The sequence below is a fragment of the Polaromonas sp. LjRoot131 genome (assembly GCF_964252805.1).
In the GTDB taxonomy this organism is placed as follows: domain Bacteria; phylum Pseudomonadota; class Gammaproteobacteria; order Burkholderiales; family Burkholderiaceae_C; genus Polaromonas.
Genome location: NZ_CAXUPF020000001.1, coordinates 1,529,946 through 1,544,223 on the forward strand (window position 1 = coordinate 1,529,946; position 14,278 = coordinate 1,544,223).

12 protein-coding genes are annotated in these 14,278 nt (G+C 62.6%); 3 read left to right on the forward strand and 9 right to left on the reverse strand.

What is annotated here, in order from left to right:
* Nucleotides 1-16 precede the first annotated feature (16 nt).
* From nusA to ACSQ27_RS07165, 6 genes are all read right to left on the reverse strand, one after another.
* Nucleotides 17-1,543, reverse strand: a complete 1,527-nt coding sequence (gene nusA / locus ACSQ27_RS07140) for a transcription termination factor NusA (RefSeq protein ID WP_436154762.1) — start codon at nt 1,541-1,543, stop codon at nt 17-19.
* Nucleotides 1,544-1,576: 33 nt separating this feature from the next.
* Nucleotides 1,577-2,173, reverse strand: a complete 597-nt coding sequence (gene rimP, locus ACSQ27_RS07145; RefSeq protein ID WP_436154763.1) for a ribosome maturation factor RimP — start codon at nt 2,171-2,173, stop codon at nt 1,577-1,579.
* Nucleotides 2,174-2,557: 384 nt separating this feature from the next.
* The gene (locus ACSQ27_RS07150) at nt 2,558-4,198 is read right to left on the reverse strand and encodes an ABC transporter ATP-binding protein (RefSeq protein WP_436154764.1); all 1,641 of its coding nucleotides are present in this window, start codon (nt 4,196-4,198) and stop codon (nt 2,558-2,560) included.
* The gene (locus tag ACSQ27_RS07155; RefSeq protein ID WP_436154765.1) at nt 4,195-5,262 is read right to left on the reverse strand and encodes an ABC transporter permease; all 1,068 of its coding nucleotides are present in this window, start codon (nt 5,260-5,262) and stop codon (nt 4,195-4,197) included. Before ACSQ27_RS07155 ends, ACSQ27_RS07150 begins: the two co-directional genes overlap by 4 nt.
* A gap of 2 nt (nt 5,263-5,264) precedes the next feature.
* Complete coding sequence (locus ACSQ27_RS07160) at nt 5,265-6,299, reverse strand: microcin C ABC transporter permease YejB (RefSeq protein ID WP_436154766.1); 1,035 nt, start codon at nt 6,297-6,299, stop codon at nt 5,265-5,267.
* 10 nt (nt 6,300-6,309) lie between these two features.
* A complete protein-coding gene (locus ACSQ27_RS07165) occupies nt 6,310-8,136 on the reverse strand; it encodes an extracellular solute-binding protein (RefSeq protein WP_436154767.1) in 1,827 nt (608 codons plus the stop codon).
* A 95-nt stretch (nt 8,137-8,231) separates the two neighbouring features.
* On the opposite strand from ACSQ27_RS07165, the gene fabI reads away from it, so the two are divergent.
* Nucleotides 8,232-9,041 carry an enoyl-ACP reductase FabI gene (gene fabI, locus ACSQ27_RS07170; protein ID WP_413330533.1) on the forward strand — a complete coding sequence of 270 codons (810 nt, stop codon included), beginning with the start codon at nt 8,232-8,234 and terminating at the stop codon, nt 9,039-9,041.
* A gap of 25 nt (nt 9,042-9,066) precedes the next feature.
* Here fabI and ACSQ27_RS07175 read toward each other — a convergent pair whose 3' ends face one another.
* Both ACSQ27_RS07175 and ACSQ27_RS07180 read right to left on the reverse strand, forming a co-directional pair.
* Nucleotides 9,067-9,807, reverse strand: a complete 741-nt coding sequence (locus ACSQ27_RS07175) for a GNAT family N-acetyltransferase (RefSeq protein WP_436154768.1) — start codon at nt 9,805-9,807, stop codon at nt 9,067-9,069.
* 81 nt (nt 9,808-9,888) lie between these two features.
* Nucleotides 9,889-10,236, reverse strand: coding sequence for a GFA family protein (locus tag ACSQ27_RS07180; RefSeq protein WP_436154769.1), 348 nt, complete (start codon nt 10,234-10,236; stop codon nt 9,889-9,891).
* 242 nt (nt 10,237-10,478) lie between these two features.
* On the opposite strand from ACSQ27_RS07180, the gene ACSQ27_RS07185 reads away from it, so the two are divergent.
* A complete protein-coding gene (locus tag ACSQ27_RS07185) occupies nt 10,479-11,321 on the forward strand; it encodes a DNA ligase (protein WP_436155414.1) in 843 nt (280 codons plus the stop codon).
* 48 nt (nt 11,322-11,369) lie between these two features.
* On the opposite strand, the gene ACSQ27_RS07190 is transcribed toward ACSQ27_RS07185, so the two are convergent.
* Nucleotides 11,370-13,658, reverse strand: a complete 2,289-nt coding sequence (locus ACSQ27_RS07190; RefSeq protein WP_436154770.1) for an Orn/Lys/Arg decarboxylase N-terminal domain-containing protein — start codon at nt 13,656-13,658, stop codon at nt 11,370-11,372.
* A gap of 187 nt (nt 13,659-13,845) precedes the next feature.
* On the opposite strand from ACSQ27_RS07190, the gene ACSQ27_RS07195 reads away from it, so the two are divergent.
* Nucleotides 13,846-14,271, forward strand: coding sequence for an NfeD family protein (locus tag ACSQ27_RS07195; RefSeq protein WP_436154771.1), 426 nt, complete (start codon nt 13,846-13,848; stop codon nt 14,269-14,271).
* The last annotated feature ends 7 nt before the right edge of the window (nt 14,272-14,278 follow it).

Consider the following 14,278-nt stretch of genomic DNA (forward strand, 5'->3'; position numbering starts at 1 on the left):
TGCAGGCCTTTCATGATCATTGCTCTTGGGCCGCTGCGGGTGCAGGGGTGTCAGCGGCAGCGGGCTCATCGGTAAACCAATGCGCGCGAGCGGTCATGATCAGGGCTTTGGCCTCGTCCGAAGACTGGCCGGTGATATCGGTGAGTTCGTCCACAGCCAGGTCGGCCAGGTCGTCGCGGGTGGTGATGCCCGCTTCGGTCAATTTGGCGATCAGCTCTGGCGTGAGGCCTTCGACGTCGCGCAGGTTCTGCGAAACGCCTTCGGCATTTTCTTCCTTGGCGATTTCCATCGTGAGGAGAGCGTCTTTGGCGCGCGTGCGCAGCTCATTGACGGTGTCTTCGTCGAAGGATTCGATCTCCAGCATCTCCTGCAGCGGCACATAGGCCACTTCTTCGAGGCTGGTGAAGCCTTCGGAGATCAGGATGTCGGCGATTTCCTCGTCCACGTCGAGCTTTTCCATGAAAAGCTTGCGGCTGGTGTCGGTTTCGCTCGCCTGCTTCTGGGCCGACTCGTCGGCCGTCATGATGTTGATCTTCCAGCCGGTCAGCTCGGCGGCAAGACGCACGTTCTGGCCGCCGCGGCCGATCGAGATGGCCAGGTTTTCCTCATCGACGACGACGTCCATGGCATGGCGCTCTTCGTCGACCACGATAGACGACACGTTGGCCGGGGCCAGCGCGCCGATGACGAACTGGGCCGGGTCTTCGCTCCACAGCACGATGTCGACGCGTTCGCCGGCGAGCTCATTGGTCACGCCGTTGACACGGGTGCCGCGCACGCCGACGCAGGTGCCGATGGGGTCCACGCGCTTGTCGTGCGACAGCACGGCGATCTTGGCGCGCGAACCGGGGTCGCGGGCGCAGGATTTGATTTCCAGCAGGCCTTGCTCGATTTCAGGGACTTCCTGGCGGAACAGCTCGATCATGTACTCGGGCGCGGTGCGCGAGAGGATGATGGGCGCACCGCGCAGGGTGGTGTCGACTTCCATGATCATGGCGCGGACGCGGTCGCCGGAGCGCAGGTTTTCCTTGGGGATCATGTCGCCGCGACGGAGGCGCCCTTCGACGCGGCCGGACTCGACGATGATGTCGCCCTTGTCCATGCGCTTGACGGTGCCGACGAAAATTTTGTCGCCCCGCGACATGAAGTCGTTGAGCAGCATTTCGCGCTCTGCGTCGCGGATTTTCTGCAGGATGACCTGTTTGGCCGCTTGCGCGCCGATGCGGCCGATAGGCAGGCTTTCAACCGGCTTTTCGATGTAGTCGCCTTCTTCGATGTCGGCGATTTCGTCGCGCGCATCGCTCACCAGCTCTTCGGCTTCGGGGTTTTGCAGGCCGGCTTCGTCGGGCACCACCAGCCAGCGGCGGAAGGTCTCGTAATTGCCGCTGTCACGGTCGACGGCCACGCGGATGTCGACTTCGCCTTCGTACACCTTTTTGGTGGCCGAGGCGAGCGCGAGCTCAACGGCGCCGAAAACGACGTCGCGTTCCACATTTTTTTCACGCGAGATGGCATCAACCAACATCAACAGTTCGCGATTCATTTCACAAGCCTGCCTTTCTTCATTTCTTGAAATTTAATTCTCTGTCGAGGGTCCGGTACCGGGGGCTGATTTGGGTTTGCGGCCCTTGAAGTCCACCACGGGCGCAAGGCGCGCCTGGTGAAGTTCGTCGAGCGTGAAACCCAGCGCCTGCAACGGTGCGGGAATCCTCTTCTTGCTGATCTTCTGGCCGGGTTTGGCGGCGGGCTCGTCACTCCAGACGATCTGCCAGCCGGCAGTTCCGGTAGGGGCACGCTCCAGCGTGCCGCGGAATTTCTTGCGGCTGGCCGCCACCGTCGAACCGGCGCTGGCCGCCACGCCAATCGGCGCCTTCAGCGTGATGTCGACGAGTTCGCCGGCAAAACGCTCAAAATCCTTTTCATTACGCAGGGGCCTGTCGATGCCGGGGGAGCTGACCTCCAGCCGCGCATATTCGGCGCCCTCGACTTCCAGCACGAACTGCAGCTGGCGGGTGACTTTTTCGCAGTCTTCGGCATTGATGAACCGTTCGGCACCCTGGACGTAGGGCATGTCGATCGTGACACGCAGCAAACCGCCGCCGGTGCGCTCGATCTCGACCAGCTCGTAGCCCAGTCCTGTCACAGTTTGTTCAATCGTCTCTTGCAATGCCATTCAGTCTTCTAAAACCCGTTTTTAAGTCAATAGTTCAAAAACAAACGCCCAAAAAAAATGGGCGGTGAAAACCCGCCCATTTGGTCGTGAAGCTCTTATTGTAACGTGCTGCGCCCTTCGATGCAAACAATTTCCGTGCCTGAAACGAGCACCGTTGCCGGAAACCTGCTCAGGGCCTCCGGGTCATCTTTTTCATTGGGTTCTGCATCGCGCCGCCATGCCTTGGGCCGCAGGTCGCGCATGAGGGAAAACAGCAGATGTTTAAAAAGATGGGCACGGCATCCCGATTTTCAATGCGCACCCCATGGGTTTTAAATTCTCTTTTTAAATCAACTAGATTTTCTATTTATTTAAAGTAATTTATCAAGTTACTCATCGACCTCTTCAGGCCGCCGTCACGAGGACCCGCGTGTACGGATGGCGCGGCGAATCCAGTACCTCGCCGAGCGAGCCGGACTCCAGCACGTCGCCATCCTTCATCACCATGACCTCATGCGCCATCGCGCGGATGACGTCAACATCGTGCGTGATCAGCAAATAACTGAGGCCGCGTTCACGCTGCAGCCTTTGCAGCAGGCCCAGCACCTGTTTCTGGATGGTCACGTCCAGCGCGCTGGTCGGTTCGTCCAGCACCAGCAGGCTGGGGTTGACGATGAGTGCCCGGGCAATCGCCAGGCGCTGGCGCTGCCCACCTGAAAACTCGTGCGGGTAGCGCTGCAGCAGGCCCGGAAACAGGGCCTCCGTCATGCCGACGTCCGCCAGCGCCTGCAAGGCGCGCTCGCGCCGGCCGGAGGCGGACAGGCCGGGCTCATGGACGCGCAGGCCCTCCTCCACGATGGCTTCGACGGTCATGCGCGGCGACAGCGAGGAAAAAGGGTCCTGGAACACCACCTGGACTGCGCGGCGCATGGCCTTGTTGCGCGCGGCCTCCTTGCTCCAGGCCTGGCCCGCCGCCTGCAGCTGCCCCGAAAAAGGCAGCAAGCCCAGGCTGGCCAGCGCCAGGGTGGACTTGCCCGAGCCCGATTCGCCGATCACGCCCAGCGTCCTGCCGGCCGGGATCTGGAAACTCGCTTCTTTCACCGCCACAAATTCGCCACGCCGGAACCAGCCGCGGATGCCGGGAATGGGCACCGGATAGGCCACACGCAACTGCTCTGCCTTCATCGTGACGGCGGCATCCGCATCGGCACCGGCCGCCGCCAGCCCGTCGCGCTGCGGCTTGCTGTCGATCAGCTTGCGGGTATAGGGATGCTGGGGCCTTGCGAAGACCTCGGCGACAGCGCCCTGCTCCACGATACGGCCGTTTTCCATGACTGCCACCCGGTCGGCGAACTTGCGCACCAGGTTCAGGTCGTGGGTGATCAGCAGCACGGCCATGCCGTTGCGCTGCTGCAGCTCGCCCAGCAGGTCCAGGATCTGGCCGCGCAGGGTGACGTCCAGCGCGGTGGTGGGTTCGTCGGCCAGCAACAGCCGGGGCTGGCAGGCCAGCGCCATGGCAATCATGGCCCGCTGCCGCTGCCCGCCCGAGAGCTGGTGCGGAAAGGCATTGGCGCGGCGCTCGGGTTCCGGAATGCCGGTATCGGCCAGCAAGGCGATCGCGCCCTGCATCGCCTCGGCCCGGGTCTGGCCTTTGTGAACTTGCAGCACTTCGGCAATCTGGTCACCCACGCTGTAGAGCGGGTTGAGCGCCGTCATGGGCTCCTGGAAGATCATCGCGATGTCGCGGCCGCGAATCCCGCGCAAGGATGCCTCGGGCAGGGACAGCAAATCCACGGGCGCCTTGGGCGGCGCCCCGCTGGCCGTGCGTTCGGCCGCGTCCACGCCGGTAAAGACGGCTTTTCCGCCGACTGCGGCGTTTTGCGCCAGCCGCAGCAGGCTGAGCGCGGTCACGGTCTTGCCCGAGCCGGATTCGCCGACCAGGGCCAGTTTTTCGCCGGGGGCGATGGAGAAATCAAGGCTGTGGACGACCGCCTTGCCGCCAAATGAGACCTTGAGGCCTTCGACCTTCAGCAAAGGAGTCGTCATTGGTCGGCCTTTCGCGGGTCCAGGGCGTCGCGCAGCGCGTCCCCCATCAGGGTCAGCAACAGCAATGTGACGACCAGCACGGCAAAAGTGGAAATTGATATCCACCAGGCATCGATGTTGGCTTTACCCTGGTTCAGCAATTCACCCAGCGACGGCGTTCCGGGCGGCACCCCCAGGCCCAAAAAGTCGAGGGAGGTCAGCGCGAGGATGGCCGCGCCCATTTCGAAGGGCATAAAGGTGACGATGGGTGTCATGCTGTTAGGCAGGATGTGCCGCCACATAATCTGCAGGTTGCTGACGCCCAGGGCCTTTGCGGCCCGGACATAGTCCAGTTGGCGGTTTCGAAAGAACTCGGCCCGGATGTAGGCTGAAAGTCCCATCCAGCCAAAGAGGCTGAGCAGGACGATCAGAAGAGGAACGCTGGGCGTGAAAATGGCGCTGAAGATGATCAACAGGTACAGCTGCGGCATCGACCCCCAAACCTCGATGAAGCGCTGGAATGCGAGATCGGTTTTACCGCCCGCATAGCCCTGAATGGCGCCCGCCAGCACACCGGCGATAACGCCAATCACGGTCAAGACGACGCCGAACAGCACGCTGAGTCTGAAGCCGTAAATCAGTTGCGCCAGCAGGTCGCGGCCGCGGTCGTCCGTGCCGAGGAGATTGTCACGTGACGGGGCGGACGGGTTGGGCTCTTTGGCAAAGTAATTGATGGTTTTCGGGCCATAGGGATTGGGTGGGTAAATTGCCCAGTTGCCGCCCTCGTTCAACTTGTCGCGGATAAAAGGATCAAGGTAGTCCGTGGGGGTTTCAAAGTCGCCGCCGAAGGTCTTCTCGGGATAATCCTTGGCCAACGGAAAGTAATACTGCCCATTGAAGCTGACCACCAGCGGCTTGTCGTTGGACAGCACCTCGGCAAACAGGCTCAAAACCACGAGCACGCTGAAAACCAGCAGACTCCAGTAACCAAGCTTGTTACGGCGAAAACGGCGCCAGGCGCGAACCGAGGGCGATACCGAGGGCGGGGTGACAGAAGGGACAAGGGGTGGGACGGGGCTGTTCATGCTCAATCGAACTTCACGCGAGGGTCCACCCACACATAACAGAGGTCGCTGATCAGTTTGGTCGCCAGGCCAATCAGCGTGAAAAGGTAAAGCGTTCCCAGGACCACCGGGTAGTCCCGCCGGATCACGCTTTCATAGCTCAACAGACCCAAGCCATCGAGTGAAAACAGCGTTTCGATCAGCAATGAGCCGGTGAAGAAAGCGCCGACAAAGGCCGCAGGGAAGCCCGTGATGATCGGAATGAGCGCGTTGCGAAACACATGCTTCCAAAGCACTTGGCGCTCACTGAGCCCTTTGGCACGCGCTGTTAGCACGTACTGCTTGCGGATTTCCTCCAGGAAGGAATTCTTGGTGAGCGCCGTTGTCACCGCGAAGCTGCCGAGCACCATGGCGACCACGGGCAAGGTGATGTGCCACAAGTAATCGGTGACTTTGGCCCCCCAGCTCAAGGAATCCCAGTTGGCCGAAGTCAGTCCGCGCAGGGGAAACCACTGCAGTTGCCCTCCAAAGACCACCAGGAGCGCGACGCCCAGCACAAAACCCGGGATGGCATACCCCACCAGTACGACCAGCGTGGTGAAGAAGTCAAAACGGCTGCCGGCCCTCACCGCTTTGGCCACGCCCAGCGGCACGGCGATCAAATAGCTAAGGAAAAAGGTCCAGAGGCCGAGGCTGATGGAAACCGGCAGCTTTTCCTTGATGAGCTGCCAGACGTCCTTGTGCTGATAGAAGCTGTTGCCAAGGTCAAAGCGCGCAAATTGGCCCAGCATCTGGAAGAAGCGCTCATGCACCGGCTTGTCGAAACCGTATAGCGTCTTGATTTCTTCAATGCGTTTGGCATCCACACCTTGTCTGCCGCGGTAACCGGCGCCCGACGAGGCGGCCCTCTCGCCGCCTGAATCCCGGCCCTGCAGCTGGGCCACCATTTGCTCGACCGGCCCGCCGGGCACGAACTGCACCATCGCAAAGGTGATCAGCAGGATGCCGAACAGCGTTGGAATCATCAACAGCAGGCGTTTGAGGATGTAGCTGGCCATGTTGATCCGCCTACTTATTGCTTTCCGAGGCCCACCAGGTGCTCATCGCCCAGGTATCGGCTTCGTAATACGGCGGGATGACGGGTGGCAGCACAAAAGGGCGTGGCCGATAGCCGATGAGGAATGCGTCGCCATAGTACTGCGGCACCGAGTAGTAGCCATGGGTCAATACCCGGTCCAGCGCGCGCATCGCGGCCCCCAGTTCGGGCCGCGTCTTGGCAGTGACGACTTTTTGCAGCAACGCATCAACGGCCGGGTCAGCAATGCCCCAAACGTTGGATGAACCCGGCGTTTTGGCCGCCGCGGAGCCCCAACGGTCCAGCAACTCGCCGCCTGGAGCGGTGCTGCCGGGCAGGCGGGTCGTGGTGATGTCAAAGTCAAAGGCATCCATCTTCTGCTTGGACAGGGAGAAGTCCACCGCCCGGTAGGTCATGGTGATTCCAAGCTTTTCCAGCGACTTCTGGAAGGGCCCGACAATGCGGACCAATCCCGGCTGGTCGTTGAGAAACTCCATGACGAAGGCCTCGCCCTTGGTATTGCGCAGGGCACCATCGCGATAGGTCCAGCCGGCTTCTTTCAGCAGGGCCTGGGCCTGGCGCAGGTTTTCGCGCAGGCTGCCCGGCGGGGTGGTGCTGGGCGACACCGGGACTTCACCAAACACCTCCGGCCGAAGTTTGCTGCGCAGCGGCTCCAGCAAGGCCAGCTCATCGGGCTTGGGCAGGCCCTCGGCGTGGAATTCGCTGTTTGGGAAATAGCCGTTCACCCGTTTGTAGATGCCGTAAAACAGCTGGCGGTTCATCCACTCGAAATCCATCGCCAAGCCGATGGCCTTGCGCACCCGAATGTCCTGGAACTGAGGTCTGCGCAGATTGAAGATGTAGCCCTGGAAATCACCCGGGTTCTTATTTTCAAAGGCCCGCTTGACCAGATCGCCGGAGGTGAACTGCTTGCCGGTGTACTGCCTTGCCCAATTGCGCGAGATGAATTCGCGCAGGAAATCGAACTCACCGGCCTTCAGGCCTTCGAACCTGGAGGTTTCGTCGAGATATATCTTGTAGGTGACGCGGTCAAAATTGAAAAATCCCTTGCGCGTGGGCAAGTCAACGGCCCAGTACTTCGGGTCGCGCACGTAAGTGATGTCGCGGCCCATGGCCAGCGAGGCCAGCTTGTACGGACCGGAGCCAATGGGCGGCTCGGACACGATCTGGTCAAGGGGCTTGCGCTTGCCATCGACCACGCCCCAGTCGCGGCTGAAGACCGCCATGCCGCCAACCACCAGCGGCAGTTCGGGGTTGGGCGTGGCAAAGTCAAAGCGCACCACCCTTTCGGACACCGCCACGGCGCCCTTGACCTCGGCGTAAATGGTCTTGAACTGCGGTGCCGCTTCCTTGCTGATCAGCGTCTTGAAGGAATGCACCACGTCGGCGGCCAGCACCGGCTTGCCATTGTGGAACCGCGCTTTCTCGTTCAGACGGAAGGTCGCCGAAAGCTTGTCCGCCGCCACCTCGACATCTTCGGCCAGCAGGCCGTAGGCCGTGGTGGGCTCTTCAGAATTGCCTGTCAGCAGGCTTTCCAGCAGTAGGCCACCGATGTTGTAGGGCGCGGTGCCACGAAGGGTTAGAGGGTTGAATTTGTCGAAATTGGTCGGCCTCGTGGGAGGCACCATCCGGATTTCACCACCCTTGGGCGCATTCGGATTAACGTAGCTGAAGTTGGTAAAGCCCGGTGGATACTTGATGTCGCCGAACTGGGCGTAGGCATGGGCCGCCCGGCACGCCGGGGCTGCGCACGCCAACAAGGCAAGCAGCACGGCCCGCAAAAAAGACAAATCCCGCATGCGACAATTCTGCACTACTTAGGTCGGCTAATTTCCGGCGCGCAAATCTCGCGCCTCTGCCGACCCACCCTCAGCACATTTACTGGAGCAACTGCATGGCGACACACACCGGATTCCTCACTGGCAAAAAACTGTTGATCACGGGCGTGCTGTCCAACCGCTCCATCGCCTACGGCATCGCCAAGGCCTGCCATGCGCAGGGCGCCGAGCTGGCTTTCAGCTACGTGGGCGAGCGTTTCAAGGACCGCATCACGGAATTCGCCGCCGACTTCGACTCCAAGCTGATTTTTGACTGCGACGTGGGCGACGACGCGCAGATCGCCAAGCTGTTCGCCGACCTGTCCCAGACCTGGCCGACGTTTGACGGCTTTGTGCACAGCATCGGTTATGCGCCGCGCGAGGCAATCGCCGGTGATTTTCTGGACGGCCTGTCGCGCGAAGGCTTCAAGATCGCCCACGACATCAGCGCCTACAGCTTTCCGGCCATGGCCAAGGCCGCCCTGCCCTACCTGAACCCGAAATCGGCGCTGCTCACGCTGACCTACCTGGGCGCGGTGCGCACCGTGCCCAACTACAACACCATGGGCCTGGCCAAGGCCAGCCTGGAAGCCTCGGTGCGCTACCTGGCCGAGTCGCTGGGCCCCAAGGGCATGCGCGTCAACGGCATCAGCGCAGGCCCCATCAAAACCCTGGCGGCCAGCGGTATCAAGGGCTTCGGCAAGATTTTGAGCGTGGTCGCCGAGGCCTCGCCGATACGACGCAACGTGACGATTGAGGACGTGGGCAACGTGGCGGCCTTCCTGTTGAGCGACTTGGCCGGCGGCGTGAGCGCCGAGATCACCTATGTCGACGGCGGTTTCAGCCACGTCGTGGGCGGCATCGCCGAGCCGGCCGAAGCGGCTTGAAACTGACCTGGCGGAATGAGCCTGTTCAGGGCTGCCGCCAGTAGTCGTAACTCCAGACGGAGGTAAAACCCGCGCGCCGGTACAGCGCCAGCGCCGCGGCATTGACGTCTTCGACCTGCAAAAACGCCCGCGTGATGCCGCGCTGTTCGGCCACCCCGGCGATCCCCGCCAGCACCCGCCCGGCCAGTCCCCTGCCCCTGCAAGCCTGGTCGGTGCGCATGCCGTGCACGCTGGACCAGCCATGGCTGAACGCACCGGCGCCCGCCGCCACGGTTTTGCCGTTCTCGCGGACGCTGGCATAGACCGAGCCGCGGGCGCGGCTCAAGGCCTTGACGCGGCTGGCGCCGTCCACCGGGTCAAAACCCTCGGCCAAAAATAGCGCCGCCCACGCGGCATCGGGCGCATCGTCGGTTTCCGCTGGTGCGGCCGCACAGACCGCGCGCATGGCCTGGACAGTTGCCACCTGCACCAGCACCGGTTTGCCGGCTTGGTAGCCGCGCCGCGCCAGTTCCTGCCGCAGGCTGTCGAAGCAGGCTTCATTGGCGAGGCGAAATACCGTACGCAGGCCGCGCGCCCGGTAGCGCGCTTCGATTTGGTCGACCAGGCCCTCGTCAGACGGCACATGGCGCAGCGGCACGGCGCTGTGGGCCCGGCTGACGGTGCCGCTGTCAAAAGGCAGGAGCCAGCCCTGGAATTCCTCCACGGCTTCGGGAGACACCGCGGCCAGGGTGGCCCGCTCTATGGATTCGATATCGCTGGAAGTCATGGTTCCTCAGAATGAAAAATTCACGGGACAACGCCCGCGCGCAGGTGGCTTCGGGTCTGTCGAGGGACTGTTGATTATTGGCTAGGAATCGCGCCCGTTGTAGTGCTGAACGGGAATGGCGGCGAGGTCCACGTCCTGCACGCAGCGCAGGTTGATGGCAGCCATGCGCTTGCCGTCCGGGCCTGTGCCTTCTCCATAGGGGTGGATGCCGCAGGTGGGGCAAAACCGATGGCGGATGACGTGCTTGTTGAACAAATAGGTACTGGCGTTCTCGTCGGGGGTCAGCAGGCGCAACTGGTCGTGCGGAACAAACCAGAGCAGCGATCCCTTGCGCGAGCACATGGAGCAATTGCAGGCCAGCGCGCTGGCGGGTTCGCCTTCAACCTCGAAGGCAATCCTTCCGCAATGGCAGCTTCCTTGGTGAGTCATGTTTTGCATCCTTTTTTCTCAATGATCTGGAAGAGAACCACCCTCATGTGGCGCGCCCTCAACAGTTGCTGAAGGGACGCTTGCAGCGTCCGGCACGGGACTATAGACTGTACATTCATACAGCTCAAAGTCAACACACCATGGCGACCCAGCATCCATCCCGACCCCCCGCCTCCCGCGCTTCGGCCCCAGCGGCATTTTTCCGCCTGAAGGCGCTGCACTTGCTGCTGGTCCTCGCGGGCATGCTGACACCCGCCCTGCCAACCTCGGCCCTGGCAGTGGCGGCCGTCCCGCAGGCGCCGGAGTTGATGCTTGCCAAGGTCTACCGCCCGGGTATCTCCATGGCCGATTACCGGGTCAGCGAAAAATACGACGGCGTACGCGGCTACTGGGACGGCGAAAAGCTGCTGACCCGTGGCGGGGAACGGATTGCCGCGCCGGCATGGTTCACCGCAGGCTGGCCCAAAGTGCCGCTGGACGGCGAACTGTGGGCCGGCCACGGGCAGTTTTCCCGGGCGGTGTCCACCGTGCGCCAGCAAAGCCCGGACGCGGCGGCCTGGCGGGCCATGCGTTTTATGGTGTTCGACCTGCCGGCGCAAGGCGGCCCGTTCAGCGAACGCATCCCCGCGCTGAATGGGGTGGTCAGCCGTATCGACCAGCCCTGGGTGCAGGCCGTGGCGCAATCCAAGGTAGCCAGCCATGCGGCCCTGCGGGCCCTGCTGGCCACCACCGTCAAACACGGCGGCGAAGGCCTGATGCTGCACCGGGGTGCGTCGTTTTACAAAGGCCAGCGCAGCGACGACCTGCTCAAGGCCAAGCCGCATGAAGACAACGAGGCCCGTGTGGTGGCGCACGTCCCCGGCCGGGGGAAATACGCGGGCATGGTGGGTGCGCTGCTGGTGGAAATTCCGGGCGCGGGCGGCAAGGCCGGCCAACGTTTCAAGCTGGGCAGCGGCCTCAGCGACGAGTTGCGCCAGAACCCGCCGCCCGTGGGCAGCACCGTCACCTACCGCTTTCGCGGCCTGAACGACAGCGGCATCCCGCGCTTCGCGAGCTTCATGCGGGTGCGGGACGAGGCCCTTTAAGGCCGCCCGCATACCCCGGCCGGAGCGGCCGCCCCGGCGGTTCAGCGCTTATTTCTTGACGCAGTCGGCGTAATAACGGGTCTTGCCCTTGGCGTCGACTTCTTCGACCAGGCCGTGGATGTCGGTCTCGAAGCCCGGGCACTGGGCGTTGAATTCGCGCGAGAACTTCAGGTAGTCGACGATGCGCTTGTTGAACACCTCGCCCGGAATCAGCAGCGGAATGCCCGGCGGGTACGGCGTGACCAGGCCCACGGTGATGCGGCCTTCCAGGTGGTCGATCTCGACCCGCTCCGTCGTGCGGTGGGCGATGTGGGAATAGGCGTCGCTGGGCTTCATGGCGGGCGCCAGGTCGCTGAGGTAGACCTCGGTCGTCAGCCGCGCGATGTCGTATTTGGCATACAGCGTGTGGATGTGCTGGCACAGGTCGGCCAGGCCCATGCGCTCGTACTTGGGGTACTTCTGGCAGAACTCGGGCAGGATGCGCCACATCGGCTGGTTCTTGTCGTAGTCGTCCTTGAACTGCTGCAGCGCCGTCAGCAGCGTGTTCCAGCGGCCCTTGGTGATGCCGATGGTGAACATGATGAAAAAGCTGTAGAGGCCGGTTTTCTCGACGATCACGCCGTGCTCCGCCAGGAACTTGGTCACGATGCTGGCCGGGATGCCGGTCTTCGCGAACTTGCCGTTCAGGTCCAGGCCCGGCGTGACGATGGTGGACTTGATCGGGTCCAGCATGTTGAAGCCGGTGGCCATCTGGCCGAAGCCGTGCCAGTTGTTGGCACCGTTCCTGGCCGTCTTGGCGCTGCGGGATTCGCCCTTGATGATCCAGTCCTGGGCTTCGCCGATCCCCTCCTCCACCAGCTTGTCCGGCCCCCAGACCTTGAACCACCAGTCGTCGCCGTATTCCTGGTCGATCTTGCGCATGGCGCGGCGGAAATCCAGCGACTCGGCGATGCTTTCCTCGACCAGCGCGGTGCCGCCGGGCGGCTCCATCATGGCCGCGGCCACGTCGCAGCTGGCGATGATGCTGTACTGCGGTGAGGTCGAGGTGTGCATCAGGTAGGCCTCATTGAAGAGGTGCCTGTCCAGCTTCACATTCTGCGAATCCTGCACCAGCACGTGGCTGGCCTGGCTGATACCGGCCAGCAGCTTGTGGATCGACTGGGTGGCATAGACCACGGCGGTTTTCGGCCGGATACGGCTCTTGCCCATCGCATGGTAGGTGCCATAGAAGGGATGGAAGGCCGCATGCGGCAGCCAGGCCTCGTCAAAGTGCAGGTTGTCGATGTAGCCGTCCAGCATGCCCTTGATGGTCTCTGTGTTGTAGAGCACGCCGTCATAGGTCGACTGCGTCAGCGTCAGCACGCGCGGCTTGACCTTGCTGCTGTCCACGCCTTTGAGCAGCGGATTGGCATCGATCTTGGCGCGGATCGCGTCCGGCTCGAACTCGCTCTGCGGAATCGGCCCGATGATGCCGAAGTGGTTGCGCGTGGGCTTCAAAAACACCGGGATCGCACCCGTCATGATGATGGAGTGCAGGATGGATTTGTGGCAGTTGCGGTCGACCACCACGACATCGCCCGGCGCCACCGTGTGGTGCCAGACCATCTTGTTGCTGGTGGAAGTGCCGTTGGTCACGAAAAAGCAGTGGTCGGCGTTGAAGATGCGCGCGGCATTGCGTTCGCTGGCGCCAATCGCGCCGTCGTGGTCCAGCAGCTGGCCGAGCTCTTCGACCGCGTTGCAGACGTCGGCGCGCAGCATGTTCTCGCCGAAGAACTGGTGGAACATCTGGCCGACCGGGCTTTTGAGGAAAGCCACGCCGCCCGAATGGCCGGGGCAATGCCAGGAATAGGAACCGTCCTCGGCGTAGTCCAGCAAGGCCTTGAAAAACGGCGGCTGCACGCCTTCCAGGTAGCTTTTGGCCTCGCGCAGGATGTGGCGCGCCACGAACTCGGGCGTGTCCTCGAACATGTGGATGAAGCCGTGCAGTTCGCGCAGGATGTCGTTCGGGATGTGGCGCGAGGTCTTGGTCTCGCCGTAGACGTAGATCGGCACGTCCAGGTTCTTGCGGCGCACTTCTTCGATAAAGGTGCGCAGGTTCAGCACGGCGGGGTCGAGATCCGGGCCGGGTGAGAACTCTTCGTCGTCGATCGACAAAATAAAGGCGCTGGCCCGGCTTTGCTGCTGGGCGAACTGCGAAAGGTCGCCGTAGCTGGTGACGCCCAGGACCTCGAAGCCTTCGCTCTCGATGGCCTGCGCCAGCGCGCGAATCCCCAGGCCGGAGGTATTTTCGGAACGGAAATCTTCGTCAATGATGACGATGGGAAAGCGGAATTTCATGACGGGGAGAGCAGTTCAAGGGCGCCCTGAACCTGTCGGAGGGCATGGGGAACGCTCAAAAGGCATAGACAGGTTGAGCCCGAGCGGCGATTCAAGCAGCGAAGTGTAAGGACATATTGTTGCGCTACGCTTGTCTTGGGGTCTAATTGCCCCAAAATGTAGCGGATGACCTACAAAAGGAGGATGCATGAGTGAATCGACGATCTGGTGGCTGCTGGCCGGCGTGGCGGTCGCGGTGGAGCTGGCGACGGGAACGTTTTACCTGCTGATGGTGGCCGTAGGGCTGGCTGCCGCGGCCGTCGCCGCCTACCTGGGCGCGTCGATGTCCGTGCAGCTGATCACCGCGGCCGTGGTGGGTTCGGCCACCGTTGGTATTGCCCATTTTGTCCGCGGCCGGGGCCCTGAAGCCCTGCCGCCCGGGACCAACCCGGACGTCAACATGGATGTCGGCGAGACCGTGCAGGTCGACGACTGGCAAGCCGACGGCACGGCGCTGGTGCGCTACCGCGGCGCGCAATGGGCGGTCGTGCAGGCCGCCGGCGGAACGCCCTCCGCAGGCCCGCACCGCATCCGGGAAGTCATTGGCAGCAAACTGGTCGTCGAAAAAATCTGAGGGAATC

What these genes read in the sequence shown, in the direction of transcription:
- nusA (WP_436154762.1), bottom strand. Translation starts at nt 1,543, where the DNA reads ATGAATCGCGAACTGTTGATGTTGGTTGATGCCATCTCGCGTGAAAAA.
- rimP (WP_436154763.1), bottom strand. Translation starts at nt 2,173, where the DNA reads ATGGCATTGCAAGAGACGATTGAACAAACTGTGACAGGACTGGGCTAC.
- ACSQ27_RS07150 (WP_436154764.1), bottom strand. Translation starts at nt 4,198, where the DNA reads ATGACGACTCCTTTGCTGAAGGTCGAAGGCCTCAAGGTCTCATTTGGC.
- ACSQ27_RS07155 (WP_436154765.1), bottom strand. Translation starts at nt 5,262, where the DNA reads ATGAACAGCCCCGTCCCACCCCTTGTCCCTTCTGTCACCCCGCCCTCG.
- ACSQ27_RS07160 (WP_436154766.1), bottom strand. Translation starts at nt 6,299, where the DNA reads ATGGCCAGCTACATCCTCAAACGCCTGCTGTTGATGATTCCAACGCTG.
- ACSQ27_RS07165 (WP_436154767.1), bottom strand. Translation starts at nt 8,136, where the DNA reads ATGCGGGATTTGTCTTTTTTGCGGGCCGTGCTGCTTGCCTTGTTGGCG.
- fabI (WP_413330533.1), top strand. Translation starts at nt 8,232, where the DNA reads ATGGCGACACACACCGGATTCCTCACTGGCAAAAAACTGTTGATCACG.
- ACSQ27_RS07175 (WP_436154768.1), bottom strand. Translation starts at nt 9,807, where the DNA reads ATGACTTCCAGCGATATCGAATCCATAGAGCGGGCCACCCTGGCCGCG.
- ACSQ27_RS07180 (WP_436154769.1), bottom strand. Translation starts at nt 10,236, where the DNA reads ATGACTCACCAAGGAAGCTGCCATTGCGGAAGGATTGCCTTCGAGGTT.
- ACSQ27_RS07185 (WP_436155414.1), top strand. Translation starts at nt 10,479, where the DNA reads ATGCTGACACCCGCCCTGCCAACCTCGGCCCTGGCAGTGGCGGCCGTC.
- ACSQ27_RS07190 (WP_436154770.1), bottom strand. Translation starts at nt 13,658, where the DNA reads ATGAAATTCCGCTTTCCCATCGTCATCATTGACGAAGATTTCCGTTCC.
- ACSQ27_RS07195 (WP_436154771.1), top strand. Translation starts at nt 13,846, where the DNA reads ATGAGTGAATCGACGATCTGGTGGCTGCTGGCCGGCGTGGCGGTCGCG.